Below are 24,513 nucleotides of genomic sequence, written 5' to 3' on the forward strand. Positions count from 1 at the left end.
AATACAAACTTCACAAAGATGCTATTGTTTTTCATTATTCCCTTTTGGCACAGCCAAAAACCCAGGATAGAGCGTCCTGAGTTATATGTTTTTTGTTTTGAGATGATGGATAATATTTGCTGTTTCCTCAACCGCTTTATTTGAAACATCAACAACCTGGCAGCCGATCCGATCCACAATCTTTTCGAAATACTCGAGTTCCTCTTTGATTCTGTTGATATTTGCATAAATCGCTTTATCATTAAGCCCGAGTGATTTTAAACGTTCTTTTCTGATATGATTCAGTTTATCAGGGCTAATCTTTAAACCGATGCATTTTTTCGGATCAACGTTAAAGAGTTCTTCCGGCGGATCAACCTCCGGTACAATCGGAACATTGGCAACCTTCAGGCGTTTGTGTGCGAGATATTGAGACAGCGGTGTTTTAGACGTTCTTGACACGCCGATCAAAACGATATCAGCTTTTAAAATCCCTCTTGGATCACGTCCATCATCGTATTTAACTGCAAACTCGATGGCCTCCACTTTTTTGAAATAATCTTCATCAAGCTGGCGCACCCGCCCCGGTTCGTATTTCGCTGTTAAACCGTAGGCTGTTTCCATTTTATCAATCAACGGGCCGATAATATCATAATATAAAACATTTGCTTTTTCCGCTTCGGCTATCAAATATTCTCTGATTTCCGGCACCACGAGTGTAAAACAGATAATGCCGCCGTCTGCCTTTGCAAGTGAAATCACTTCATTGATAGTGCCTATATCTTCCACATAAGGAATTCTTCTTACATGAGTATCATCCGCCGATCCGTTAAATTGGCTGAGTGCTGCTTTTACTACCAATTCAGCCGTTTCACCGACGGAATCCGATACAACATAGATGATGCGGTTATTCATATTATCCCCCCGTTAGTTTGCAATCTTATAGGATTTCATTTTCAGATAAACTGACAAGTATTTTGGTCATATTTGTTTTTGTCACTCTGCCGATCACTTCAAAGCCTTTATCGGTGTCTTTGATGACAGGAAGTGCATCAATTTGTTTTTCTATTAAGTGCTTTGCAATGTCCATCACATAATCCTCGCGTCTGCACACCGTAATGTTCGGCATCCTTGTCATGATGATGTGAACAGGGACCGATGTAAGCTCTTGCTGGCCAATGCTCGCTCTGAGCAAGTCTTTTCGTGAAAGCACCCCGACTAAAACAGCATCGCGGTCCACCACAAACAGAGTACCTACATCTTCTAAAAACATGGTGCAAATCGCATCGTACACAGAAACGTTTTCGTGAATCACTACGGGGATAGATTGAAAGTCTTTCACCTGAAGCTTTTTGAGTTTATCCGCCAAAAGCTGCGTGCCGGTTTTTCCCGTATAGAAATAACCGACTCTCGGGCGCGCCTCGAGGAATCCTGACATGGTGAGTATGGCTAAATCCGGGCGCAATGTCGCCCTGGTTAGGTTCAGCTTTTCTGCAATATGCTCCCCTGTAATCGGCCCGTTTTCTTTTACAATCTGCAAAATATGTTCTTGCCGTTTATTTAGTTCGATCGTACTCACCACCTTTTCACTTCATAGCTATGTAAAGAAATAATAATCCATATTATAACGTAAATATCTTGTAATCAAACAAAAAACTTATAAATGGGGAAAAGACGATTACCGATCACACAGCAACCGCCTTTTCTCTCTTTATTTTACAATAAGGGCATTCATATTCGCAAAGGACTTGATCTCATCCGCCAAGCTTACCATTTGCGCTAAACGATTTGCCTTTAATGACTCATTATCCGCTATAACCATTGTATGATCGAAGTAAGCATCGATCGGTTCTTTTAAGGCTGCAAGTGAAGCAAGCGCCGCCTCATAATCTTTTTTGCTGAAGTTTTCCTGCAGATTTTGCTTCGCTGTTTGGTAGGCATCAAACAGTTTTGCTTCGTATTCATTTTCAAACAGATCAGGCTGAATGTCTCCGCGGACTCCTTTTTTGCTGATAGAGATCACTCGGCCTAACGCTTCGGCTGTTTCCTTAAAGCCAGGTGCACCAAGCTTTTGCTCCAGTACTTGTGCTTTATGCAGCGCAGAGTACGGCTCAAGCTCAGAGCTTTCCAGCACGGCGTCAATGACATCATGTCTGATTTGTTCAGCATTCAAGACATATTTCAAGCGCTGAGTGAAGAAATCCAGCAGTTCATTTTCTTTATCGGTTTGAACGAAAGTAAGCAGCTCTTCAAATGAAATTCCCCAGTTGCGGTCAAGAAGAATCGCAACAATACCGCTTGCTTGGCGGCGCAGTCCGTAAGGGTCCTGGGAACCGGTCGGAATTACGCCGATAGAGTAGAATGAAGCGATTGTGTCAAGCTTATCCGCCATTGCTACAACAGCTCCGGTGAAAGTAGAAGGCGTTTCTCCGCCCGCTGATCTAGGCATATAATGTTCATTAACTGCCGCAGCCACAGCTTCATCTTCGCCAAGCATTCTCGCATACTTTTCGCCCATAATTCCTTGAAGTTCAGGGAATTCATATATCATATGCGTCACAAGGTCGAATTTAGAAATTTCAGCAGCCCGCTTCACATGTTTTAATGTATCTTCATCAGCCTGAAGACGAACGGCAAGTTTCTCTGCGATTGATGTGACTCTTCTAACCTTATCAGCAAGAGAACCAAGCTCTTCATGGAAAACGATATTTTCAAGCTTCTTCACATTTGCATCAATGTTTAGTTTCTGATCTTCCTTGTAGAAGAATGACGCATCAGATAAACGCGCGCGCAGCACTTTTTCATTGCCTCGGGCCACATTTTCAATCGCTTGGCTGTTGCCGTTTCGGACTGTGATAAAGTGAGGCAGCAGGTCACCGTTTTTGTCTTTGACAGGGAAGTAGCGCTGATGCTCTTTCATTGTCGTGACAAGCACTTCTTCAGGAATTGACAGAAACTCTGATTCAAATGAACCGTAAAGAGCTGTCGGGTATTCTACTAAATGATTCACTTCATCAAGAAGGTCTTCGTCAACTGGAATGCTCCAATTGTTTTCAGCAGCCATTGCTTCCAGCTGAGATTGAATCATTTGCTTTCGGACGCTAGGATCAGCAATAACATGCTGTTCTTTCAGCTGCTCTTCATAAGCTGAAGGTGATTCAATTGACACTTCATGTCCGAGGAAACGATGTCCCTGTGTTGTCCGTCCAGACTCAACGTTTGTGATCGAAAATGGAATGACATCCTGTCCAAATAATGCGACAATCCATTTGATCGGTCGGATATAACGCAAATCTTCATTTCCCCAGCGCATGTTTTTCGGGAAATGCAAGCTTGTAATTAAACCGCTCAGTTCCGGCAGAAGCGACTTCGTTTCTTGGCCGGCTTGGAATTTTTGCACGAATACATACTCTATGCCTTTTACTTCTTTAATGTACAGGTCTTCCACATTCGCGCCTTGGCCTTTTGAAAAGCCGATTGCCGCTTTTGTCCAGTTCCCGTCCGCATCTAGGGCAATTTTTTTCGCAGGCCCTTTTGCTTCTTCTTTTATATCATCCTGCTTTTCTGCGACATCCTTCACGAACACAGCAAGACGTCTCGGTGTATTGAAGAGTTTCACTTCACCGTGAGTAATATTTTTTTCTTTAAGCCAGCCTGTCAGCTTGTCGCCAAGCTGAACCATGCTTTCATTCAAAAAGCGCGCCGGCATTTCCTCTAATCCGATCTCTAAAAGTAAATCCTGTTTACTCATGAGAAGAACCCTCCCCTTTAAGCATTGGGAACCCTAGTTTTTCTCGTTCCTCATAATAGGTTTTTGCTACTTTTCTAGCTAAATTCCGCACTCTTGCGATATAGCCCGTCCGCTCGGTAACAGAGATCGCACCTTTGGCATCAAGCAGGTTGAAAGTGTGCGAGCATTTCAGCACATAGTCATATGCTGGATGAACAAGTCCGTTGTCCATTTGCTTGATCGCTTCTTTTTCATATGTGCTGAACAATTGGAACAGCATATCGACGTCTGATGTTTCAAACGTATAAACAGAATGCTCATATTCAGCCATCATGAATAAATCTTTTACTGTAAACCCTGACGTCCATTCCAAGTCAAACACGTTTTCTTTATCCTGGATATAAGACGCGAGACGCTCAATTCCATACGTAATCTCTACAGAAACGGGTTTACACTCTAATCCCCCGACCTGCTGGAAATACGTAAATTGTGTTATTTCCATTCCGTCAAGCCAAACTTCCCAGCCTAGACCCGCGCAGCCTAAAGACGGATTCTCCCAGTTGTCTTCAACAAAGCGAATATCGTGCTCAAGCGGATCAATTCCAAGAGCACGCAAGGAATCCAAATACAGCTCTTGAATGTTATCAGGAGACGGTTTAATAATGACCTGGAACTGATGATGCTGATACAGTCTGTTCGGGTTCTCCCCGTAGCGGCCGTCTGCAGGACGTCTGGAAGGCTCTACATAAGCCACTTTCCACGGCTCAGGGCCGATACTGCGCAAAAATGTATACGGGCTCATCGTGCCGGCTCCTTTTTCTACATCGTAAGCCTGCATAAGCACACAGCCCTGACTGGACCAATGCTTTTGCAAGGTTAGAATCATGTCTTGAATATTCATTTCAAGCACCTCCACTTTTCTTTCATAAGTTGACTGCGGCAGCAACCAAAAAACTCCCGTCTCTATGCTTGCCAGCCGCAAACATAGGGACGAGAGTTCTCCCGCGGTTCCACCCTAGTTGCTGAGAACAAAATCCCAGCCTCTTTTTTTAAAATTGCTCAAGAATGCCTTTCGTTGCGTGCTCATCCTTAGCTTACACCGCCCTAAGGTCGCTTTCATGAGGTAAACGCAAGTACTTCTTTCTCTCACTGCAACATATTTTATAATAAATGATCATATAAAAAGATGGACCAAATGTCAACTTTTGTTTTCACCCATAAGATGTTTCATGCTTTCCATTTGATCTAAAAAGCGCTTTGATTTTAAATACAATCCCGAATATTCTTCGTAATATAAATCAATCACTTGCTTTAATTCAGCTTTTGTTTCCTCTTTTAAGGACACATTGCCGAGCCTCGACAGATCAAAATAGTAAAAGAGTCTTAACAGCCTTGCCGTTTGCGGTTTAATCGGTATCCTGTAAGGATCTTTTTCAAAACAGCGGTGGCATATAAAACCATTATCACGAACAGAGAAATGAAAGGTTCCGTCTTGGCTTTTACAATGAACACAATGATTCAGCTCAGGATACAGGCCCATGACACCGAGCATCTTCATTTGAACAATGAAGGTGATAACATCCGGATCTGTTCCTTCATTCAGCTGTTTTAATGATTCTAATATGAATTCAAATAAATAAGGATTTGACTTTTTTTCTTCTGTGCCTCTGTCGACTAACTCAGCAATATAGGCAGCATATGCTGTTAAAAACAAATCTTCCCTGATGCCTCTCATGCTGAGGATCATTTCCCCCTGCTGAAGCGTTCCGAGGCCCGATGTTTTTTGCATTAAGAAAGAACCATACAAAAAGGGCTGGCTGACTGCTGATAAACGGCTGTTCGGTTTTTTGGCGCCTCGTGCCATAACACCTATTTTTCCGTGTTCTCTTGTCAGTAATGTTACGATTTTATTCGTCTCTCCGTAATCATTTGTGCGAAGAACGATTCCTTCACATTTTGTCAGCATTTCCGCACCTTCCTCAAGCAGGAGCGGCCAAGAGGTTTATAAAATTGGATAATCAAATCGGGCTAGCTCATCTTCTAGTTCTTCGGGTCTTTCCATGTTCTCTTTTTCCAGTTCTTTAAAAAGAAGATACGTATCAACATTTCCTGTTTGAGAAAATACGTTCCAGGTAAAATTCAACACAAGAAACCCACCTTTCTGTAGTTAAACTAGCTTACCTAAACTCCAAATTCTTACCTTTATCTTGACCAGATGTCCTCCATTTCATGTTAAACAAAATTTGCTAATGTATCCCTGTTCCTGTGAGATAATGACACACACGGGAAGAGATTAATATTCGTCCTCTTTAAAGCCAAAATCGCGAAGCTGGGACATTTTATTACGCCAGTCCTTCTGCACTTTCACCCACAATTCAAGGTAGACACGGGAGCCCAAAAGTGCTTCAATATCCGCTCTCGCTCTTTTTCCAACCTCTTTTAGAAGGCTTCCTTTTTTACCGATCACGATGCCTTTCTGAGAATCCCGCTCGACCACAATCGTTGCGGCTACGTGCACAGAACCGTTGTCCTGCCCTTTGATGGATTCGATGGCCACCGCAATGCTGTGCGGGATTTCTTCTCTCGTCAAATGCAGCACCTTTTCCCTGATTAATTCAGAAATGATAAATCGCTCAGGGTGGTCAGTTACCTGGTCACTCGGATAGAATTGCGGCCCTTCCGGCAAATACGCTTCAATCTGAGCGAGCAAGGTTTCGATGTTATTTCCTTCTAAAGCAGAAATCGGAACAATTTCCTTAAAAGGATAACGTTTGCGGTATTCGTCAATTAGCAGAAGCAATTGGTCGGGATGAATTTTATCGATTTTGTTTACGATTAAGAATACAGGCGTAGACATCGTCTGCAATTTCTCAATGATGAATTCGTCGCCCTTCCCGTAGCCTTCCTCAGCATTGATCATAAACAAGATCAAATCGACTTCTTTTAATGTATTTTGCGCCACTTTCATCATAAAGTCCCCAAGTTTATGCTTAGGTTTATGAATCCCTGGTGTGTCAATAAAAATGGTTTGTGATGTGCCTGTCGTCAGTACTCCTTGCACCTTGTTTCTCGTCGTTTGGGGCTTATCGCTCATGATCGCGATTTTTTGTCCAATGACTCTGTTCAAAAATGTAGATTTTCCTACGTTTGGTCTTCCAATAATGGATACAAATCCTGATTTAAAGCTTTCGTTCGTCATGTAAATCCTCCGATGAAAATGCGCCTGGCAATAATTCTTCCACAGTCATTTCTATTATTTGTCCTTGTAAATTAGTCAGTACGACAATAACGTCTTTTGTGCAAAGCTCAGAAATCACCTGGCGGCAGGCTCCGCACGGAGATACCGGTCCAGGGGTGTCAGCCGCAACGGCCAGCATCTGAAACTCTGTATCCCCTTCAGAAACAGCTTTAAATAAAGCGGTACGCTCGGCGCAATTGCACATGCTGTATGCCGCGTTCTCAATGTTGCAGCCTCTGTACACTTTTCCATCCTTGGTAAGAAGAGCGGCTCCTACTTGGAATTTGGAATACGGCGCATATGCCATATCACGCGCTTTTAAAGCTTCTGTTATTAATTCTTGTCTGTTCATGTGTACATTCCTCTCTTACCTATAATGGTACCGCTATCACTTTATATTTTACATAATCGCGCGCTTTTTTTCACGCCCATTTCTAAAAATGTAAAATAAATGTAAGAATTTTCAGCCATTACAGCTTTGGCAAAAAAATAAGTAAACCAATGATACACGAAATCACGGCAAAAACGCAAACAGCCCCGGCGGCAGCGTCCTTGGCCGCTTTAGCAAGAGGGTGATGTTTGTCAGTTATTAAATCAACCGTATGTTCAATGGCTGTATTTAAAAGCTCAAGCGAAAACATACCGCCTATCAAAAGGAATATAATCATCCACTCAATCATGCTGAGCTCTACAAGGAAGCCGCAAATGAGAACAGCGCAGGCGGCTGCGGCATGAAATTGGAAATTCCGCTCCGTCCGCGCTGTTTCCCAGATGCCCCGGCCTGCATGCACGAAGCTTTTGAAGAATCGCTTCAGCTCATTTCTATGATCTTTTGAGTCCATAAGCGTCCAGCAATTCCTTTTGCTTAGTAAACATCTCCTCTTCTTCCTCTTTCGTCATATGGTCATATCCTAAAAGGTGCAGAAATCCGTGTACAGCTAGAAATCCGAGCTCTCTTTTAAAAGAATGATTATACTCCTCTGCCTGCTCTCTTGTGCGATCGGCACTGATGATAATATCACCTAAAACCGGAGGCATTTCGGCGCCCACGATTTCGATCTCGCCTTCTCCCTCTTCTTCAAGAGCAAATGAGATGACATCTGTCGGAGCATCCTTTCCCCGGTATTCTTTGTTAATCTGATGTATGTCATCATTGGAAACAATCGTGACAGAAACTTCAGCCTGATCCTGAACGCCTTCACGCTCAGCGGCAAATTGAAGCAGATTTTCTACTTCTTTGAGCATCTCTTCTGAGACGCTTCCCGTTTCATCAACGATATCAATCAGTAAACTCATCTATTTCACCTTCTTAGTAGCCTCCGGATATTCAATCCGGGAGTGGAAAATTCCTTTTAACGTTGCACAGAGTGTTTTTGCGATTGTATCCAGCTCTTTAAATGTCAAATCGCATTCACTGAACTGTCCGTCCTGAAGCTTATCGGATATAATACCCCGGACAAGCTTTTCAATTCGTTCAGGATTTGGATTATGCATGGATCTGACGGCCGCTTCAACACTGTCGGCCACTGATATAATTGCGGCTTCCTTTGACTGCGGCTTCGGCCCCGGATAACGGAACTCTTCCTCTGTAATCTGGTCGCCTTTTTCCTTCGCTTTATAGTAAAAAAACTTTAAAAGCGAGGTTCCATGATGCTGCTCAGCAATATCGACAAGCTCTTTCGGAAATTTATAGCTTCTCAGCATATTCGCACCGTCTGTCGTATGCGAGATAATAATATTTTTACTCAGCTGAGGTGACAGCTTGTCATGCGGATTGTCAATATTCATTTGGTTTTCAATAAAATATTGCGGGCGCTTTGTTTTTCCGAGATCGTGATAATATGCGCCGACTCTTGCAAGCAAACCATTAGCCCCAACCGCTTCACAGGCTGCCTCTGATAAATTGGCAACCATTACACTGTGATGATATGTACCTGGTGTTTCCGTCAGTATTTTGCGCAATAGCGGATGGTTAGGATTAGACAGCTCTAGCAGCCTCATGGTGGATAAAATGCCAAAGCCCGTCTCAAAAAACGGCATCAGGCCGATGATTAATACAGATGAAGCAAACCCCGACACAACCCCCATGAGCATTAACGTGCCGATTTCAAGACCCGACAGCGCAGTGTTCTGGATCAATAATAAGGATAGAACGACAACCATATTAATAAACGCCACGAAAAGCCCGGTCTGCAAAATCTTTGATCTTGCATTGTGTTTTCCTAAAAATAATACACCTGAAATGCCGCTGATCAAATAATAAATCCCTATGACATAATTGAATGTTCCTGTCACACCCTGATTAAACATCATACTTCCGCAAATCGCAAGAATGATACTTCCCAAAATGGCAATGCGTTCATTCATCAGCAGTTTTATTAAGATGGCGCCGGCCGCAATGGGGACCAGATAGCCGATATTATTATACTCCATCTTCTGAAACAAACTGACAACCTCCATGATCACAAGCAAAAGTGTTGTGATAATCGAGAATAACAGAATGGATTGGTTTTTAAACTTCAGATTTTGTTTCTGTTTTTCAAAATAATATACAAGTGTTGCAATGAAAAGTCCGATCATAATCAATAGCCCGCTGATCGGTTTAAAGAGATTTGAGTTATTTAATAACCCGGTCAGCTCAAGTTTCCTGTACACTTCCCGATCAATGAGGTCATTTTCTTCCACGAGCACTTGCCCCTGTTTGATTTGAACCTGCTGGACATTATCTGAGGCTTCCTGCCGTTTTGCCTCTGTTGCTTTCGGATCGAAGACGTAATTCGGAATAATAGCAAAACGCCCGATTTCTGTCGCGGCTCCCAAGTATTTAGACGGAATAGAATTGCTCTTTAGCTCTTTTTCTACCTTATCCTTTGCATCAGATAGTTTATCCGAAGGGATTTCACTGCTCATGACCGTATTTACTGCGGTAATGACCGTATCTCTGACAAAAGAAAAGTCTTCACTGTCTGCTTTCAGCAATGTCTTAATTGAATCCTCGGATATGGAATCATTCACATCTGACGTCAATTTATCCTTTACGGATTTGACCATTGATTTTTCCGATGGTGATTTGCTGCCTTCTTCCAATGATTTTTTCACTTCACTAATACTGTCGAATATTGATGACACTAGGTCTATCCGATTATCTGTGTATTCTTTTTTTAATGTATATTGATCTTCAACCGCGTCTTCAGCGGCTTGCTTTTTTTCCTCTGTGGCTTTTTGATCTTCCACGGTTGCCGGAGCGTAAATGGTCTTGTCGCTGACTGAAAACAGGTCTAAATCAAGTGTTTCCGGCTTAACATGTACAAAGAGCAAAGCAAACATAATGGCAGCCAGCAGAAGATACAGCAGTACATGCATGGAGCGGGCATTTTTAAAATTGCTCCATTTTTTTGAGCTGCTTTTGGTCTTAGCCTTCTTTTTCAACACAAGAACCTCCTCTTGAAACATCAAGCCCACAAGCAATCATAAAAATGACCCGATAACGCGCGATCGGGTCATTCAGCATTAATTTTGCTTATCGTATGCTTCAATAATTTTCGCAACAAGCGGATGTCTGACCACGTCTGTCTGGTCCAGCTCAATCATAGAAATGCCGTCTATTCCTTTTAGCATCTCCTTCGCTACTGCAAGTCCCGATTTGACGCCTTTCGGCAGATCAATTTGGCTAACGTCACCTGTAATGATCATTTTAGAGCCAAAACCCAGTCTCGTCAAAAACATTTTCATTTGAGCAGGCGTGGTATTCTGTGCTTCATCAAGTATAACATAAGCATCATCGAGCGTCCGTCCCCTCATATATGCGAGCGGAGCAATTTCAATGATGCCTCTTTCCATCAGACGTTCTGTATGATCTGCCCCAAGCACATCATGGAGAGCGTCATACAGCGGGCGCAAATAAGGATCTACTTTTTCTTTTAGGTCACCTGGGAGAAAACCGAGGCTTTCACCGGCTTCCACGGCAGGTCTTGTTAAAATGATTTTTTTGATATGTCCGTTTTTTAAAGCATGGACTGCTTTTACGACAGCCAGGTACGTTTTCCCGGTTCCCGCCGGACCAATGCCGAATACAAGGTCATTCCGCTTCATAGCGGCCACGTATTCCCGCTGTCCCATTGTTTTTACACGGATTGATTTGCCTTTTGCGTTTTTTGTAATTTCTTCTTCATACATGCTTTCAAAGTATTCAAGTTCATTCTTCTTTGCCATTTTGATGGCGTAAATCACATCACGTTCAGAGATCTCTATCCCCTTGCGAATTAAAGCGAGGAGCGATCCCAGCAGCCTGTCTGCAATCTGAAACGATTCATCATCGCCTGAAACATAAATCGTCTCGCCGCGCGTAATGATATTTACATTCAGATCTTTCTCCATCAATTTCAAAAAAGAATCTTGGTTCCCGAAGAGTGAAAGCGCCTCGTCCGGGTTTTTCAGTTTTTGATTCATCGCAAGTAAATGTTCTGTCATTCTTCAGTCTCCCTGACAATAGGTGTGGTTTGAACGATATCTTCTATAACTTGGTAGAGAATAATCAACTTTACTTTACCATTCTCAACAGTCTGGTGCAAAACTTTTTCACTTTTCACCTCGCCGTTTTCGCCTATTTTATCCTCTACATCCTGTTTACCCAATTTAATGCCTTCTTGAACTGCTTCTTCTTTCGTATATTTTCGCAAAGCCTCTTCACTTTCTCTCGTTTGCTCTTTGACATAGGATACAGGGAGCTTAAATCCGAGAAAATGAAGCGAATACTTTTCTTGTTCTGTTTTTGGATGCTTCAATTCCTCTTTTTTAAACGTCATCCCCCAGATCGGGATTGCCAAAGAACCAAAAGAAAGCTTGTGCTTTGTCCTTACTTTGCCCGTATAGACGTTAAATAATGTTTCAAGCGGGACTGTCACTTCTGATCTATACCAGGTTTCTCCGTAAATTTCTGCTTTTGAGGCGACTTCCTGCTGATAGTCTTCGCTGCCGATCAGTCCCGAAACAAGCAGCTGCCCCTTTTCAACATGATCGTGTATGGCGGCCATGGGCTGTCCTTTTTGCACAAACATTCTCGTAATGGTTGCTTTCTTTTTAGCGACAATATTGCGCGGGCTAACATACTTTTCTTTTTCGGGCTCATTTTTCTCCACAACTTTCATGTGAATGGTCGTCCCCTTCAGATCAACTCCGACCCAAGTGATATTGTCTATTCCATTGGTTAATGATTTCTGTATTTTTTCGGGCGACATCATTAAAAACTGCAGACGGCCCGTTTTGACGCCAATTTCATTAAGATGCTGCCTCATTTGATGTTCTGTTTCAGGCTTAGCGCCTGTCACATCAATTTTCCACACCATATTGGACAGCAAAAACAAAAGGATGAAAAAAATCGCAAAACCGATCGTAAACCCTATATTCAGCTTTGATTTTATCAACAGGAAGGGAAAACCCTTCCGATTGATAAATCGGGCTTTACATTTAAATTTACTTCTCACCCGCCGAAAGGCATGTACATCCTGAAGCTGTATATATAACGATACGGCTTCTTTCTTTTTTTTGACATGAAAGACCGGAATCCCCTGTCGTGTGCATTCATTAAGGAGCCGCTCAATCCCTCTTCCCGTCAATTCAAGCTGGACCTTACCCGAAAAAAAAGACAGCCATTTATTTTTCACAATATTTCCCCCTCGGCTTTATGACTCAACATATCGAACGACATCAATCGTACCCTCCAAAAGTATCTCTTCCGGTAGAATCGCCTTGATGACAAAATTTTTACCAGATATGATGCACTGGCCCTGCTTCAGCATCAGCCTCACTTCATTCTCACTGAAAAGCAAAAGACCTCTGTGGTTTTCTATGTAGATATGAAGTCTGCCAACCATTGTAATCCTCGGCAGATCCATCATAACGTCCGGGGGAATTTCCAATGCTCTTGTCAGCCAAGCTTTCATACGATTCTTTCTTTGCCCCATACAAAAAGAACCCCCTTTCATCTCATATGTATGATTTGAAAGGAGGTTCTAACACTTTAATTTTTACGGGCCGGGCGCATCGTACGGTGAGGTTTTTTCGCCCGTGGAGGCCCGAACACCTCTCCTAGAACGATCCCCTGTACGACGGTGTCTTTATTCACCTGAAGCAACATTTGTTTTGTATATACTGTTTTTTGTTTGGCAGCAGCAAGATCTCGTTCCAGCCCTTTCAGGTTTCTTGCTGTTTCCCTGCGTCTTTCTTCCGCTTCCCGTCTTGCCTGTTCCATACGGTTAGGGATAGGTGCAGGGGCATCTTCTTTTGACTGCTTCTTTTGAGGAGAAGCAGATTGCACGTGTTGAGGTTTTTTTCTTTTTTGGCTGTTTTGCTTTTCTTCTTTGCTCTTTTTGCCGAAAATCGCAGAAATGATTCCGATGATCGCTGCAATAATAAGCGGATTGGTCAGTAAATCTTCCATCAGCGTTCTCCCTTCTTAGAGAGATTATGATTTGCGGTCTTCATCCGAAGGGTCTTTCGTCAGCTTGCCGAATGAATCACGCATTTCTGTGTCAGCATCGATGTTCTTGATATTCATGTAATCCATGACGCCAATATTCCCTTCACGCAAAGCTTCTGCCATCGCAAGCGGCACTTCCGCCTCGGCTTCTACCACTTTCGCGCGCATTTCTTCTACGCGGGCACGCATTTCCTGTTCTTGAGCGACAGCCATCGCACGTCGTTCTTCCGCTTTTGCCTGCGCGATGTTTTTATCAGCCTCGGCCTGATCGGTTTGTAAAATTGCACCGATGTTTTTGCCGATATCTACATCTGCAATATCAATTGAGAGAATTTCAAACGCAGTTCCTGAGTCCAATCCTTTTCCAAGGACTGTCTGAGAAATCATGTCAGGGTTTTCAAGCACTTTTTTATGATTATTAGATGAACCGATTGTAGAAACGATCCCCTCACCTACACGAGCTACAATGGTTTCTTCCCCTGCTCCCCCAACGAGGCGCTCGATATTCGCTCTTACTGTGATTCTCGCTTTCGCTTTCACTTCAATCCCGTCCATTGCGACACCGGCAATAAACGGTGTTTCAATCACCTTAGGATTAACGCTCATTTGAACAGCTTCCAACACGTCCCGACCTGCAAGATCAATGGCAGCACAGCGCTCGAATGTGAGTTCAATGTTAGCTCGCTGAGCGGCGATAAGCGCGTTGACGACTCTGTCAACATTACCTCCAGCCAGATAGTGGCTTTCAAGCTGGTTTGTTCCAACATTAAGTCCCGCTTTATGCGCTTTAATCAGCGGGTTAACAACCCGATTCGGAATGACACGGCGAAGCCTCATCCCAACTAGAGTGAAAATGCTGATTTTCACTCCGGCTGCCAAAGCTGAAATCCAAAGCATTACAGGCACAAATGTAAAAAATACTGCCAAAACAATGATCGCTACTGCGACAATTGCCAGAATCATAAGTGTTGACGGATCCATATAACTTCTCCTCGTTTCTATTTAAATTTCTCTCACGACAATGCGTGAGCCTTCTACTTTAATCACTTTTACTTTTTTATCTTTTTCTGTAAACGATCCCTCCGAAACAACGTCAAGGCGTTCATCATCAATAATCACGGTACCGGAAGGACGCAGCGGTGTAAAGGTTATACCCACTTTTCCCATTAAGTCCGTGCGCGTTTGATTTGAAACGTAGCCGCTCTCCGTATTTGTAGAATCATTTAATATCAATTTCTTAAAGAATTTCATACGCTTTCCCAACACCCTTGTCAGTAAAATAAAAGCTGTAATCGAAACAGCTGAGGCGATCAAGAGAGAAACCGCCATGACAGTGAAGCTCCCCGCGGCTAAAAACAGGCTCGCAATAATCGCTCCCAAGCCCAGTAATCCAATGATTCCTCCGGGAAGAAAAATCTCAAGCAGGATGAGGATCACCCCTGCTATAAAGAGGAGAACCGTCTCATACCCGGCAAGGCCGGCTGCAAGATGCCCGTAAAAGAACAGCAATAACGCAATGAATCCAGCCGTTCCAGGGAGGCCGACACCCGGGGAAAAAAGCTCCACCGTCAGACCTAAAAAAGCGATTGTCAGCAGAATAGGGACAATGACCGGATTCGTCAGCCATCTTGCTGTCTTTTCCGCAAAGCTCTCCTTTGCATAGCTGATCTGCGCCTTTTCGAACCCAAGCTTCTTTACGAGCGTGGACAAATTGTCAGCAGTGCCTTCTGAATAGCCTACCTCAATTGCCTTGTCTGCGTTAAGTGTCAGCAGATCTCCCTTAGGCGCGCCGACTTCCTTGGCATCTATATCTGGGTCAGCCATTGCGAGCGCATATTTTGGATCGCGGTTATTTTTCACTGCGGCATCTTCCATCTCTGCCAGCCAAAGTGATTGAGCTTTTTGGTCAGCGGCATTGCCTTGGCCATCAACAATCGCAGCGGCTCCCATTTTTCCGCCAGGCGCCATATAAATGTGATCTGCTTGAAGTGCAATATATGCACCAGCAGACAACGCGCGTTTGTTGACATATGCAGTTACGGGGATCTCGCTTTCGGTTATCAAATCGGCCATATCAATAGCAGATTTGACCAATCCCCCCGGGGTATTGATATCAAGAATAATATGGTCTGCATGTGCATCCTTTGCGTCTTGTAACGAACGGGACAAAAACGAGACGAGACCCTGTTCGACATTTTTTTCAACCGGAATCACATAAACAGTTTGTTTTTCTGCTTTTGCGTTCAGCTGTACGCCTAATAAAGAAAGCAAAAATATACCCAAAAGAGCAGCACGGAATCCTTTGATTTGAAGCAAGGGCGGTGTATCCCTCCTTCCTTTTATAATAAGTGCCTTCTCTTCATACGTAACAAATGTATCAAAGGTTTCATTTTTTTATGTATAAAAAAAGACATCTCTCTTAGAAAGATGTCCTTTTCTTTGCCATTTAAGACAGTTGACTGCTCACAAGTTTATTAATTAAACTTCCGTCAGCTTTACCTTTTACTTTAGGCATAATTGCCCCCATCACTTTGCCCATGTCCGCTTTTGAGCTCGCACCGACCTCCGCGATGGTTTCATTTACGATTGTACGCAGCTCTTCTTCTGACAGCTGCTCAGGTAAATAAACTTCTAAAATGTCCAGCTCTTTTTGAACTTTATCTACTAAATCTAAACGATTAGCGTTTGAAAATTCCTGGAGGGAGTCTTTACGTTGCTTAAGTTCACGAGAAAGGACAGTGAGTTCCTCATCCTCGGTCAAACTGTCTTTCTTAAGCTTAATTGCTTCATTTTGAAGTGAAGCCTTAACCATTCGAACGACAGTCAGTTTGTCTTTCTCACGGTTTTTCATATACAGCTTCATATCCTGGTTGAGACGCTCAAGAAGACTCATAAATCCACCCTCTTTTAGAATTTGCGTTTTCTAGCAGCTTCAGACTTTTTCTTGCGCTTTACGCTAGGTTTTTCATAAAATTCACGCTTTCTTGCTTCTTGCAAAGTACCTGTCTTTGATACACTGCGTTTGAAGCGACGAAGAGCATCTTCAAGCGATTCGTTTTTTCTAACGACCGTTTTTGACATTCTCTTTCCCTCCCTCCGAATACACCAATCGACTACCTTTAAGTTACACATATAAACATGTACTTTGACATTATAATATAAGCCATCAGTCAGGTCAACTAAGTGAGTTCACTTTTCCGTCATGAGTGCGACTGCCTGTCTATATAATGATAGAAAGGGGTTGGTGAATAGGATGTTAATTCTGATTAGCTTTACTGCTCTTATATTATTCTTTCTCACAGGCATGAACATGCTTCGAAAAGGCTTAATTTCTATGGCGTACTCAAAAATTGAAGATCGTTTGCTTTTATTTACAGACCATCCGTTAAAAGCGTTTCTTATCAGCATTGTATTTACGGGGATACTTCAGAGCAGTTCAGCCTTTATGGTCATTGTCATCGGCTTTGTAAGTGCGGGCGTTCTTTCTTTTAAGCGGACGATACCGATGATTCTGGGGACGAATGTTGGCTCTACTTTTACAACTGAATTTATTGCTATCAAAATGGATATTTTGATTTGGGTTCTTTTAATAGGAGGTTTATTGTTTTTTCTGACTGGCAGGTATCCTTTGAAACAGCTGGGAACAAGCTTCCTTGGACTGGGCATCATCTTCTTTTGCATCAGCGGATTCAGCCACCTTGCCGGGCCGCTGACGAAGCTGAAAACGGGAGCCGACGTTCTACACCATGTTAACGATTCAAACTGGTCCGCTTTGCTCATCGGGATGGTGTTAACTGCCATCATTCACTCCAGTTCTGTCTGTATCGGCATTTTGATGAGTTTTATGAATGAAGGGATTATCGGACTGACACAGGCGATGAGCGTCGTACTCGGATCCAATATCGGGACATGCATTACAGCTGTCATGGCTGCTGTATCCGGCGGATATGCGGCGAAACAGACAGCGTATGCGCATGTGGTATTTAACGTGCTAGGGGTGGCTCTAGTATTGCCTTTTCTGACCGCAGCGACCGGCTTTGTAGAGCAGTTATCACCCGATCCTGCCCAAAGGATTGCTCATTTCAGCCTTTTATTTAATGTAGTAACAGCTCTTTTATTTCTTCCGCTTACAAACTTGTTTTACCGCTTGATTCACTTTCTTATTCCAGCTAAATAAAAAACCGGTACATTTTAATGCACCGATTTTTTAGGTTAAGAAGACAAACGCATGTGTTCAGTTATTTCATCCTCAACCACACGGACAAACTGTCCTTCGTTGTAAGGATAACCTGCTTTTAGGATTTTGACTTTTACGATTTTGCCGATCATATCTTCCGCACCTTTGAAAACAACCTTCATATAATTGTCTGTGTAACCGACAAACATATTTTCTTCTTCTGTTTCCTTAAACGCTTCCTCAGGGATAATCTCAAGCACTTCATTTTCATACTGAGAAGCGTATTCTTTTGCAAGCTGGTCAGAAAGAGCAATCAGGCGGTGCACACGTTCGTTTTTCACGTTTTCATCCACTTGGTCTTCCATTCGCGCAGCTGGTGTTCCTGTACGTTTACTGTAAGGGAAAACATGCAGCTCAGAGAATTTATGTTCTTTAATAAAGTTATAGGTTTCCATAAATTCTTCTTCTGTTTCTCCAGGGAATCCGACGATAACATCAGAAGTAACAGCTAAGCCTGGCAGTGCTTTTTTCAATTTATTTAAACGGTCTGCAAAGAATTCCATTGTATATTTGCGTCTCATCCGTTTAAGCACTGTGTTTGATCCGGATTGGATAGGAATATGCAAATGATTCACTATCTTATCTGAGCGGTCTAAGACCTCGATCACTTCGTCAGTGATTTGGCTGGCTTCGATTGAAGAAATTCTGATCCGTTTCACGCCTTCCACACGGGTGTCTAATTCGCTCAAAAGCTTCGCGAAGTTGTAATCTTTCATATCTTCGCCGTAGCCGCCTGTATGAATACCCGTAAGAACAATTTCCTTATATCCGGCATCGACAAGCTGCTGCGCTTGTTTAATGACTTCTTCAGGATCGCGGGAGCGGAGCAGGCCGCGCGCCCACGGAATGATACAGAATGTGCAGAAATTATTGCAGCCCTCCTGTATTTTTAATGACGCTCTTGTGCGGTCCGTGAAAGCAGGCACATCAAGCTCTTCATATACTCTTGCTTTCATGATGTTGCTGACGCCATTAATCGGCTGGCGTTCTTCTCGGTACTGGTCAATGTAGCCAAGCATTTTTTCACGGTCCTGTGTTCCAACTACAATGTCGACACCGGGAATCGCCATAATCTCAGCAGGTGAGGTTTGCGCGTAGCAGCCTGTGACACAGATGACACCGTCAGGATTTTGACGAATGGCGCGTCTGATCACTTGGCGGCTTTTTTTATCTCCCGTATTTGTAACCGTACATGTATTAATGACATATACATCAGCTGTTTGTTCAAAGTCTCTTCTTTCATAGCCCGCTTCTTTGAAAAGCTGCCAGATTGCTTCTGTTTCATAATGGTTGACTTTACAGCCAAGCGTATGGAAAGCAACAGTTGCCATTACTGATCACCTCTTAATAACTCTGTTTGATACGAAATCGCGCTCAACGCGTATAGCGGAGCGGTTTCTGTCCTTAAAATTCTCGGTCCAAGGCCGCACGTCACACCGTCTTGCTCTGTGAGCCGTTCAACCTCCACTTCTGTTAAACCGCCTTCGGGACCAAATACGATCAATAGAGATGATCCTTTCGGAAGGCTGCTTACAATCGCGCTGAATGCGCTTATTTCTCCTTGCTTCGATGACTCCTCGTATGCAACGACACATTTATCGAAATCCTGCATCCTTTGAAGAAGCTGCTGAAAAGAATGGACATCCATTACTCGCGGCACTTCGTTACGGTACGATTGCTCAGCCGCTTCCTTTGCAATTTTCGTCCATCTTTCCCGCTTTTTCTTTGCCTTTTTGTCATCCAGCTTGACAACAGAACGCGCGGCTTGGAAAGGAATAAAGGCATGAGCTCCGAGCTCAGTCCCCTTTTGGATAATCCATTCAAGCTTATCTCCTTTCGGAAGGCCGCTCGCAATATAGACCTTTATCGGAAGCTCTCTGTTTTCATTCGTCCATTCTATCACAAGGCAGGACACTTTATCTTTGGAAACAGATTGAAGTTCACATTTTGCCTCGAAGCCGTCTTGAGAGCAGCAGATAATCTGATCTCCCTCATTCATTCTCATCACGTTCACAATATGATGAACATCTTCGCCGGTAATCGAAAAAGCCGGCGCTTCCTCTATTTGCTGCTTCGTGAGCTCGATAAAATATCGTTGCATACGCTGTGACACCTACTAACTGTTATTTTTTCGCAATAATGCTGACCCAATCTTCCATTGAAAGGATTTCTACAATGGTAAAGCCAGCTTGTTCCAGTGCTTCTTTTACTTCTTGTTTTTTATGACCGATGATTCCTGACGTAATAAAGTGGCCGCCTTCTTTTAACAGGCTGTACGCTTGTGAAGTAAAGCGAAGAATGACTTCAGCCAAAATGTTGGCCACAATCACATCATGTTCCCCTTCAATCCCGTCTAACAAATTGTTTTGCTTCACTTGAGCAATATCGCTGACTTTGTTCAGCTTGAGATTGAGGCGTGCACTTTCTACAGCCACGGGATCAAGATCGTAGGCATGAACCGATTCAGCCTCAAGCATTGCAGCCGCAATACTTAAAATTCCCGAACCAGTGCCGACATCAATCACCTTATCACCCTTTTGCACAAAGCGTTCAAGCGCCTGAATGCAGAGTACGGTTGTCGGATGTGTCCCTGTGCCGAAAGCCATTCCCGGGTCCATTTCAATAATCAGTTCATCAGTATGGACCGGCGTATATTCCTCCCACGTCGGCACAATTGTAAACTTTTCAGAAATTTTCACAGGATGATAATACTTTTTCCAGGCAGTCGCCCACTCTTCTTCATTTACTTCAGAAATAGTGATGTGGTTTCTGCCCAAATCAATATTGTAAAGAAGGAGATTATTAATCGTTTCTTTGATGCCGTCTACAGTTTCGCCCAGAAAACTGTTAACCGGCAGATATGCTTTGACAATGACACCCTCATCTGGGTAATCATTGGGGTCGAGCTGGTAGATTTCCCCGTACACATTCTCACGTTCTTTAATTAAATCAAGCGGGTCCTCTATCACAACCCCACTTGCACCAGCTTCATGCAATATATTTGAGATAGGTTCGACCGCTTCATGTGTTGTGTGAATGCTTAATTCGGACCATTTCAAAACTACCAACTCCTCATCCAATAATTAATCGCCTTTAAACGCGCGTTTTACCTTGTCAAAGAAACTCATTTCCTGTTCGTCAGGCAGGTTTCCGCTGACTTCGGCAAATTCGCGGATAATGTCTTTTTGTTTATCTGTCAGATTTGTCGGCGTAACGACGCGGACGACGATATGCTGGTCACCCTGTCCATAGCCTCTGACATTTTGAACGCCTTTGCCTCTTAATCTAAATTTCGTTCCTGTTTGTGTACCGGCCGGAATTTTCAATTTCACTTTTCCATGCAGCGTCGGCACTTCCACCTCATCTCCAAGAGCAGCCTGAGCAAACGTTAACGGCATTTCACAGTAAATATCATCGCCGTCACGCTCGAAGAACTCGTGTGCGCGTACATGGAACACGACAAATAAATCCCCGGCAGGGCCGCCGTTTATTCCTGGTTCACCCTGTCCCGAGAGACGAAGCTGCTGCCCGTCATCTACACCGGCTGGAATTGTCACATTGATTTTCTTACGTTTTTTGATTTTTCCTTTGCCGCCGCAGTCCGCACATTTGTTTTTAATGATTTTGCCTGTACCTTCACAGTGGTGGCAGACCCGTCTGTTAACGACTTTTCCAAACGGTGTATTTTGCTCCACGTTTAACTGGCCGGAGCCTCCGCAGTGGGAGCATGTTTCTGGATTTGTTCCAGGTTTCGCACCTGAGCCTTTACATGTTTCGCACGTTTCCTCGCGGGGAATTTCGATGGTTGTTTCTTTACCGAAAGCCGCATCCTCAAACGACAGGGTCATCGTATACTGTAAATCAGCACCCTGGCGCGGAGCATTTGGATCTCTCCGTCTTGTGCCTCCGCCGAAAATACTTGAGAAAATATCATCGAAACCAAAACCGCCGAAATCGCCGCCGCCAAAACCTCCGCCGCCGAAGCCTTGGTTAGGGTCAGTGTGACCAAATTGATCGTAATGCGCACGTTTTTGGTCATCTGACAGCGTTTCGTACGCTTCTTTTACCTCTTTAAATTTTTCATCTGATCCGGCTTCTTTGTTAATATCAGGATGATATTTTTTTGACAGCTTCCGATAAGCTTTTTTAATTTCATCCTTTGAAGCGCTCTTACTTACTCCCAGCACTTCATAGTAATCACGCTTACTCATCTCGCTTCACTCTCCCGAATTTCTCACATAAATTAGATTGTATCATTTTGAATTATGATTTTTCAATTCCTTTTATCCCGGGCAAGAAAAAAAGTCAAAGCCAAGAGATGCCTGACTTTGACTTTCTAATCATTGAATCAGATTATGAAATGTGTTCTTTTCGGTCAGCTCCGGAAGCGGGGCTGACACTAAAAAGAACTTATTTTTTGTTTTGGTCGTCGTTTACTTCTTCGTATTCAGCGTCGACAACGTTGTCATCCGCTTTGCCTTCAGCGTTTGCTCCGCCTTGAGCTTGCTGTGCTTTAGCAGCTTCTTCATAAAGCTTCATAGAAAGCTCTTGAACGATTGTTTGAAGCTCATCTTTTTTCGCTTTGATCTCTTCAAATTCGTTTTTCTCAATCGCTGCTTTTAAAGCGTCTTTGGCATCGTTGGCTTTTTTCACTTGTTCTTCGTCCACTTTGCCTTCAAGATCTTTTAATGTTTTCTCAGTTTGGAAAACAAGCTGATCTGCTTCGTTGCGGACTTCGATTTCTTCTTTTTTCTTCGCATCAGCGTCAGCATTTTCTTCCGCTTCTTTAACCATGCGTTCGATCTCTTCATCTGAAAGACCTGAAGAAGATTTAATTGTAATGTTTTGTTCTTTCCCTGTGCCTAAGTCTTTTGCTCTTACGTTTACGATACCGTTTTTGTCAATATCGAAAGAAACTTCGATTTGAGGCACGCCGCGCGGTGCTGGCGGGATATCAGTAAGCTGGAAGCGGCCGAGTGTTTTGTTGTCGGCAGACATTGGGCGCTCACCTTGAAGAACATGGATATCAACAGCTGTTTGGTTATCAGCAGCAGTTGAGAACACTTGAGATTTGCTTGTCGGGATCGTCGTGTTGCGGTCGATCAGTTTTGTAAACACGCCGCCCATTGTTTCGATACCGAGAGAAAGCGGTGTAACGTCAAGAAGAACAACATCTTTTACGTCACCTGTGATAACGCCGCCCTGAATCGCAGCACCAAGCGCTACAACTTCATCCGGGTTTACGCCTTTATGCGCTTCTTTTCCAGTTTCTTTTTTGATTGCTTCTTGTACGGCAGGGATACGAGTTGATCCGCCGACAAGGATGACTTTGTCGATTTCGCTTGCAGAAAGTCCTGCATCTTGAAGCGCTTGACGGACAGGACCCATTGTGCGCTCTACTAAATGAGAAGAAAGCTCTTCGAATTTCGCGCGAGTTAATGTAAGTTCAAGGTGAAGCGGTCCTGCTTCTCCAGCTGTGATAAACGGTAAAGAAATTTGCGTAGAAGATACGCCGGAAAGATCTTTTTTCGCTTTTTCAGCTGCGTCTTTCAAACGCTGAAGCGCCATTTTGTCTTTTGATAAATCAATGCCGTTTTCTTTTTTGAATTCAGACACAAGATGATCGATGATAACTTGGTCAAAATCGTCCCCGCCCAGACGGTTGTCGCCGGCAGTTGAACGAACTTCGAATACACCGTCGCCAAGCTCAAGGATGGAAACGTCGAATGTACCGCCGCCAAGGTCGTATACTAGGATCGTTTGATCTTCATCTGTTTTATCAAGTCCATATGCAAGCGCTGCTGCAGTTGGCTCGTTGATGATACGTTCTACTTCAAGACCTGCAATTTTACCAGCGTCTTTTGTTGCTTGGCGCTCAGCATCGTTAAAGTATGCAGGAACTGTGATAACTGCTTTTGATACTGTTTCGCCAAGATAGCTTTCAGCGTATGATTTGAGGTGTTGAAGGATGATAGCAGACACTTCTTGTGGAGTGTAATCCTTTCCTTCAATTTCAACTTTATAATCAGTACCCATATGACGTTTGACTGACATAATTGTGTTAGGGTTTGTAATAGATTGGCGTTTAGCCACTTCCCCTACTTGACGTTCGCCGTTTTTAAATGCAACAACTGATGGCGTTGTGCGGTTTCCTTCAGCGTTAGCAATAACTTTAGGCTCGCCGCCTTCAAGCACTGCCACACATGAGTTTGTTGTTCCTAAGTCGATTCCGATAACTTTACTCACTTGAATAACCTCCTGCTATGTAATTATTGATTCACTTTGACCATGGAAGGGCGAATGACGCGATCCTTCAGCTTATAGCCTTTTTGCATTTCCTCAACAACAATGTTGGAGCCGTAGTTTTCGTCTTCAGCCTGCATAACAGCTTGGTGCAGATTAGGATCAAATTCCTGCCCTACAGCTTCGATGGCTTCGACGCCTTCTTTTTTCAAGGCTTCTACGAGCTGACGGTGGACCATTTCCATTCCCTGGAGCAAACTTTTCATCTGTTCATTGTCGGCTTCAACCTGAAGCGCTCGTTCAAAGCTGTCAAGAGCCGGCAGCAAATCAGTCACGATATTTTGAGAACGGTATTTTTGGGACGCTTCCATCTCTAAACGGCTGCGTCGTTTATAGTTTTCAAAGTCTGCTTGAACACGCAAAAGTTTGTTTTCTTTTTCCTCAAGCAAACCTTGCAATTCGTTAATTTGGTTTTGAAGAAGTTCGCTTTCATTTGTTTCTTCCTGCTGTTCATCAGCGGCAGCTTGTTCTTCAATGATTTCTTGCTCTTCTGTTTCGTTTTGTTCAACGGTTTGTTTTTCTTCTGACATTGTGTTCACCTCCCTCAA

At 43.4% G+C, this 24,513-nt stretch carries 26 protein-coding genes; 1 reads left to right on the forward strand and 25 read right to left on the reverse strand.

The features are described 5' to 3' along the window. Positions 1-81 precede the first annotated feature (81 nt). The 19 genes from NYE53_RS12580 to rpsU all read right to left on the reverse strand — a co-directional run bounded on the left by NYE53_RS12580 (position 82) and on the right by rpsU (position 16,506). A complete protein-coding gene (locus NYE53_RS12580) occupies positions 82-894 on the reverse strand; it encodes a pyruvate, water dikinase regulatory protein (RefSeq protein WP_003230064.1) in 813 nt (270 codons plus the stop codon). A gap of 25 nt (positions 895-919) precedes the next feature. After that, positions 920-1,558 (reverse strand): transcriptional regulator CcpN, encoded by a 639-nt coding sequence (ccpN, locus tag NYE53_RS12585; RefSeq protein WP_003237058.1) that lies wholly within the window; start codon positions 1,556-1,558, stop codon positions 920-922. Between the two features lie 132 nt (positions 1,559-1,690). Then, entirely contained in the window at positions 1,691-3,730 is a 2,040-nt protein-coding gene (glyS, locus tag NYE53_RS12590) for a glycine--tRNA ligase subunit beta (protein ID WP_339244972.1), read from the reverse strand. Next, positions 3,723-4,610 carry a glycine--tRNA ligase subunit alpha gene (glyQ, locus tag NYE53_RS12595; RefSeq protein ID WP_003226213.1) on the reverse strand — a complete coding sequence of 296 codons (888 nt, stop codon included), beginning with the start codon at positions 4,608-4,610 and terminating at the stop codon, positions 3,723-3,725. The genes glyS and glyQ overlap by 8 nt, the downstream gene beginning before the upstream one ends. Before the next feature lie 297 nt (positions 4,611-4,907). Continuing rightward, entirely contained in the window at positions 4,908-5,675 is a 768-nt protein-coding gene (gene recO / locus NYE53_RS12600; RefSeq protein ID WP_015384118.1) for a DNA repair protein RecO, read from the reverse strand. 36 nt (positions 5,676-5,711) lie between these two features. Continuing rightward, positions 5,712-5,855, reverse strand: a complete 144-nt coding sequence (locus NYE53_RS12605; protein WP_003230053.1) for a YqzL family protein — start codon at positions 5,853-5,855, stop codon at positions 5,712-5,714. 147 nt (positions 5,856-6,002) lie between these two features. Continuing rightward, entirely contained in the window at positions 6,003-6,908 is a 906-nt protein-coding gene (gene era / locus NYE53_RS12610; RefSeq protein WP_003230051.1) for a GTPase Era, read from the reverse strand. Beyond that, the gene (locus tag NYE53_RS12615; RefSeq protein ID WP_339244976.1) at positions 6,889-7,299 is read right to left on the reverse strand and encodes a cytidine deaminase; all 411 of its coding nucleotides are present in this window, start codon (positions 7,297-7,299) and stop codon (positions 6,889-6,891) included. The genes era and NYE53_RS12615 overlap by 20 nt, the downstream gene beginning before the upstream one ends. A 118-nt stretch (positions 7,300-7,417) precedes the next feature. Next, positions 7,418-7,789, reverse strand: coding sequence for a diacylglycerol kinase family protein (locus NYE53_RS12620; RefSeq protein WP_015384119.1), 372 nt, complete (start codon positions 7,787-7,789; stop codon positions 7,418-7,420). Beyond that, positions 7,770-8,243 (reverse strand): rRNA maturation RNase YbeY, encoded by a 474-nt coding sequence (gene ybeY / locus NYE53_RS12625; protein ID WP_003230039.1) that lies wholly within the window; start codon positions 8,241-8,243, stop codon positions 7,770-7,772. The genes NYE53_RS12620 and ybeY overlap by 20 nt, the downstream gene beginning before the upstream one ends. Continuing rightward, the gene (pgpH, locus tag NYE53_RS12630) at positions 8,244-10,379 is read right to left on the reverse strand and encodes a cyclic-di-AMP phosphodiesterase PgpH (protein ID WP_339244977.1); all 2,136 of its coding nucleotides are present in this window, start codon (positions 10,377-10,379) and stop codon (positions 8,244-8,246) included. It lies immediately after the preceding gene. Between the two features lie 78 nt (positions 10,380-10,457). Next, positions 10,458-11,417 (reverse strand): PhoH family protein, encoded by a 960-nt coding sequence (locus NYE53_RS12635; protein ID WP_014477373.1) that lies wholly within the window; start codon positions 11,415-11,417, stop codon positions 10,458-10,460. After that, positions 11,414-12,610 (reverse strand): sporulation protein YqfD, encoded by a 1,197-nt coding sequence (yqfD, locus tag NYE53_RS12640; protein WP_339244980.1) that lies wholly within the window; start codon positions 12,608-12,610, stop codon positions 11,414-11,416. The genes NYE53_RS12635 and yqfD overlap by 4 nt, the downstream gene beginning before the upstream one ends. Before the next feature lie 18 nt (positions 12,611-12,628). Continuing rightward, the gene (yqfC, locus tag NYE53_RS12645) at positions 12,629-12,910 is read right to left on the reverse strand and encodes a sporulation protein YqfC (protein ID WP_003226191.1); all 282 of its coding nucleotides are present in this window, start codon (positions 12,908-12,910) and stop codon (positions 12,629-12,631) included. Positions 12,911-12,966: 56 nt separating this feature from the next. Then, a complete protein-coding gene (locus NYE53_RS12650; RefSeq protein ID WP_339244982.1) occupies positions 12,967-13,386 on the reverse strand; it encodes a hypothetical protein in 420 nt (139 codons plus the stop codon). A gap of 24 nt (positions 13,387-13,410) precedes the next feature. Continuing rightward, positions 13,411-14,406, reverse strand: a complete 996-nt coding sequence (gene floA, locus NYE53_RS12655) for a flotillin-like protein FloA (RefSeq protein WP_251187919.1) — start codon at positions 14,404-14,406, stop codon at positions 13,411-13,413. Between the two features lie 21 nt (positions 14,407-14,427). Beyond that, positions 14,428-15,741, reverse strand: coding sequence for a nodulation protein NfeD (locus tag NYE53_RS12660; protein ID WP_339244985.1), 1,314 nt, complete (start codon positions 15,739-15,741; stop codon positions 14,428-14,430). A 130-nt stretch (positions 15,742-15,871) separates the two neighbouring features. Beyond that, positions 15,872-16,318: a GatB/YqeY domain-containing protein gene (locus NYE53_RS12665; RefSeq protein WP_003230022.1), complete on the reverse strand. Its 447-nt coding sequence runs from the start codon at positions 16,316-16,318 to the stop codon at positions 15,872-15,874. A gap of 14 nt (positions 16,319-16,332) precedes the next feature. Continuing rightward, complete coding sequence (gene rpsU, locus NYE53_RS12670) at positions 16,333-16,506, reverse strand: 30S ribosomal protein S21 (RefSeq protein WP_003152957.1); 174 nt, start codon at positions 16,504-16,506, stop codon at positions 16,333-16,335. A gap of 172 nt (positions 16,507-16,678) precedes the next feature. Between rpsU and NYE53_RS12675 the strand changes: the two genes are divergently transcribed. Further along, positions 16,679-17,602 carry a Na/Pi symporter gene (locus tag NYE53_RS12675; RefSeq protein ID WP_339244988.1) on the forward strand — a complete coding sequence of 308 codons (924 nt, stop codon included), beginning with the start codon at positions 16,679-16,681 and terminating at the stop codon, positions 17,600-17,602. A gap of 35 nt (positions 17,603-17,637) precedes the next feature. On the opposite strand, the gene mtaB is transcribed toward NYE53_RS12675, so the two are convergent. The 6 genes from mtaB to grpE all read right to left on the reverse strand — a co-directional run bounded on the left by mtaB (position 17,638) and on the right by grpE (position 24,495). Next, on the reverse strand, positions 17,638-18,993 hold the full coding sequence (mtaB, locus tag NYE53_RS12680) for a tRNA (N(6)-L-threonylcarbamoyladenosine(37)-C(2))-methylthiotransferase MtaB (protein WP_339244990.1): 1,356 nt from the start codon (positions 18,991-18,993) through the stop codon (positions 17,638-17,640). After that, positions 18,993-19,763 carry a 16S rRNA (uracil(1498)-N(3))-methyltransferase gene (locus NYE53_RS12685; RefSeq protein ID WP_339244993.1) on the reverse strand — a complete coding sequence of 257 codons (771 nt, stop codon included), beginning with the start codon at positions 19,761-19,763 and terminating at the stop codon, positions 18,993-18,995. The genes mtaB and NYE53_RS12685 overlap by 1 nt, the downstream gene beginning before the upstream one ends. 22 nt (positions 19,764-19,785) lie before the next feature. Further along, positions 19,786-20,721: a 50S ribosomal protein L11 methyltransferase gene (prmA, locus tag NYE53_RS12690; protein ID WP_004398884.1), complete on the reverse strand. Its 936-nt coding sequence runs from the start codon at positions 20,719-20,721 to the stop codon at positions 19,786-19,788. Positions 20,722-20,745: 24 nt separating this feature from the next. Then, positions 20,746-21,873: a molecular chaperone DnaJ gene (gene dnaJ, locus NYE53_RS12695; RefSeq protein ID WP_003230010.1), complete on the reverse strand. Its 1,128-nt coding sequence runs from the start codon at positions 21,871-21,873 to the stop codon at positions 20,746-20,748. 199 nt (positions 21,874-22,072) lie between these two features. Further along, positions 22,073-23,908, reverse strand: coding sequence for a molecular chaperone DnaK (gene dnaK / locus NYE53_RS12700; RefSeq protein WP_014477380.1), 1,836 nt, complete (start codon positions 23,906-23,908; stop codon positions 22,073-22,075). Positions 23,909-23,931: 23 nt separating this feature from the next. After that, positions 23,932-24,495, reverse strand: coding sequence for a nucleotide exchange factor GrpE (grpE, locus tag NYE53_RS12705; RefSeq protein WP_339244997.1), 564 nt, complete (start codon positions 24,493-24,495; stop codon positions 23,932-23,934). Between the last annotated feature and the right edge of the window lie 18 nt (positions 24,496-24,513).

Origin of the sequence: Bacillus sp. FSL R5-0523 (assembly GCF_037975295.1) — a bacterium.
GTDB lineage: Bacteria > Bacillota > Bacilli > Bacillales > Bacillaceae > Bacillus > Bacillus subtilis.

Coding starts and splice junctions, on each gene's coding strand:
- NYE53_RS12615 (WP_339244976.1), bottom strand. CDS start 7,299: ATGAACAGACAAGAATTAATAACAGAAGCTTTAAAAGCGCGTGATATG.
- NYE53_RS12635 (WP_014477373.1), bottom strand. CDS start 11,417: ATGACAGAACATTTACTTGCGATGAATCAAAAACTGAAAAACCCGGAC.
- floA (WP_251187919.1), bottom strand. CDS start 14,406: ATGGATCCGTCAACACTTATGATTCTGGCAATTGTCGCAGTAGCGATC.
- yqfC (WP_003226191.1), bottom strand. CDS start 12,910: ATGGGGCAAAGAAAGAATCGTATGAAAGCTTGGCTGACAAGAGCATTG.
- NYE53_RS12685 (WP_339244993.1), bottom strand. CDS start 19,763: ATGCAACGATATTTTATCGAGCTCACGAAGCAGCAAATAGAGGAAGCG.
- recO (WP_015384118.1), bottom strand. CDS start 5,675: ATGCTGACAAAATGTGAAGGAATCGTTCTTCGCACAAATGATTACGGA.
- NYE53_RS12650 (WP_339244982.1), bottom strand. CDS start 13,386: ATGGAAGATTTACTGACCAATCCGCTTATTATTGCAGCGATCATCGGA.
- mtaB (WP_339244990.1), bottom strand. CDS start 18,993: ATGGCAACTGTTGCTTTCCATACGCTTGGCTGTAAAGTCAACCATTAT.
- NYE53_RS12580 (WP_003230064.1), bottom strand. CDS start 894: ATGAATAACCGCATCATCTATGTTGTATCGGATTCCGTCGGTGAAACG.
- rpsU (WP_003152957.1), bottom strand. CDS start 16,506: ATGTCAAAAACGGTCGTTAGAAAAAACGAATCGCTTGAAGATGCTCTT.
- grpE (WP_339244997.1), bottom strand. CDS start 24,495: ATGTCAGAAGAAAAACAAACCGTTGAACAAAACGAAACAGAAGAGCAA.
- ybeY (WP_003230039.1), bottom strand. CDS start 8,243: ATGAGTTTACTGATTGATATCGTTGATGAAACGGGAAGCGTCTCAGAA.
- dnaJ (WP_003230010.1), bottom strand. CDS start 21,873: ATGAGTAAGCGTGATTACTATGAAGTGCTGGGAGTAAGTAAGAGCGCT.
- era (WP_003230051.1), bottom strand. CDS start 6,908: ATGACGAACGAAAGCTTTAAATCAGGATTTGTATCCATTATTGGAAGA.
- glyQ (WP_003226213.1), bottom strand. CDS start 4,610: ATGAATATTCAAGACATGATTCTAACCTTGCAAAAGCATTGGTCCAGT.
- glyS (WP_339244972.1), bottom strand. CDS start 3,730: ATGAGTAAACAGGATTTACTTTTAGAGATCGGATTAGAGGAAATGCCG.
- NYE53_RS12665 (WP_003230022.1), bottom strand. CDS start 16,318: ATGAGTCTTCTTGAGCGTCTCAACCAGGATATGAAGCTGTATATGAAA.
- NYE53_RS12675 (WP_339244988.1), top strand. CDS start 16,679: ATGTTAATTCTGATTAGCTTTACTGCTCTTATATTATTCTTTCTCACA.
- NYE53_RS12620 (WP_015384119.1), bottom strand. CDS start 7,789: ATGGACTCAAAAGATCATAGAAATGAGCTGAAGCGATTCTTCAAAAGC.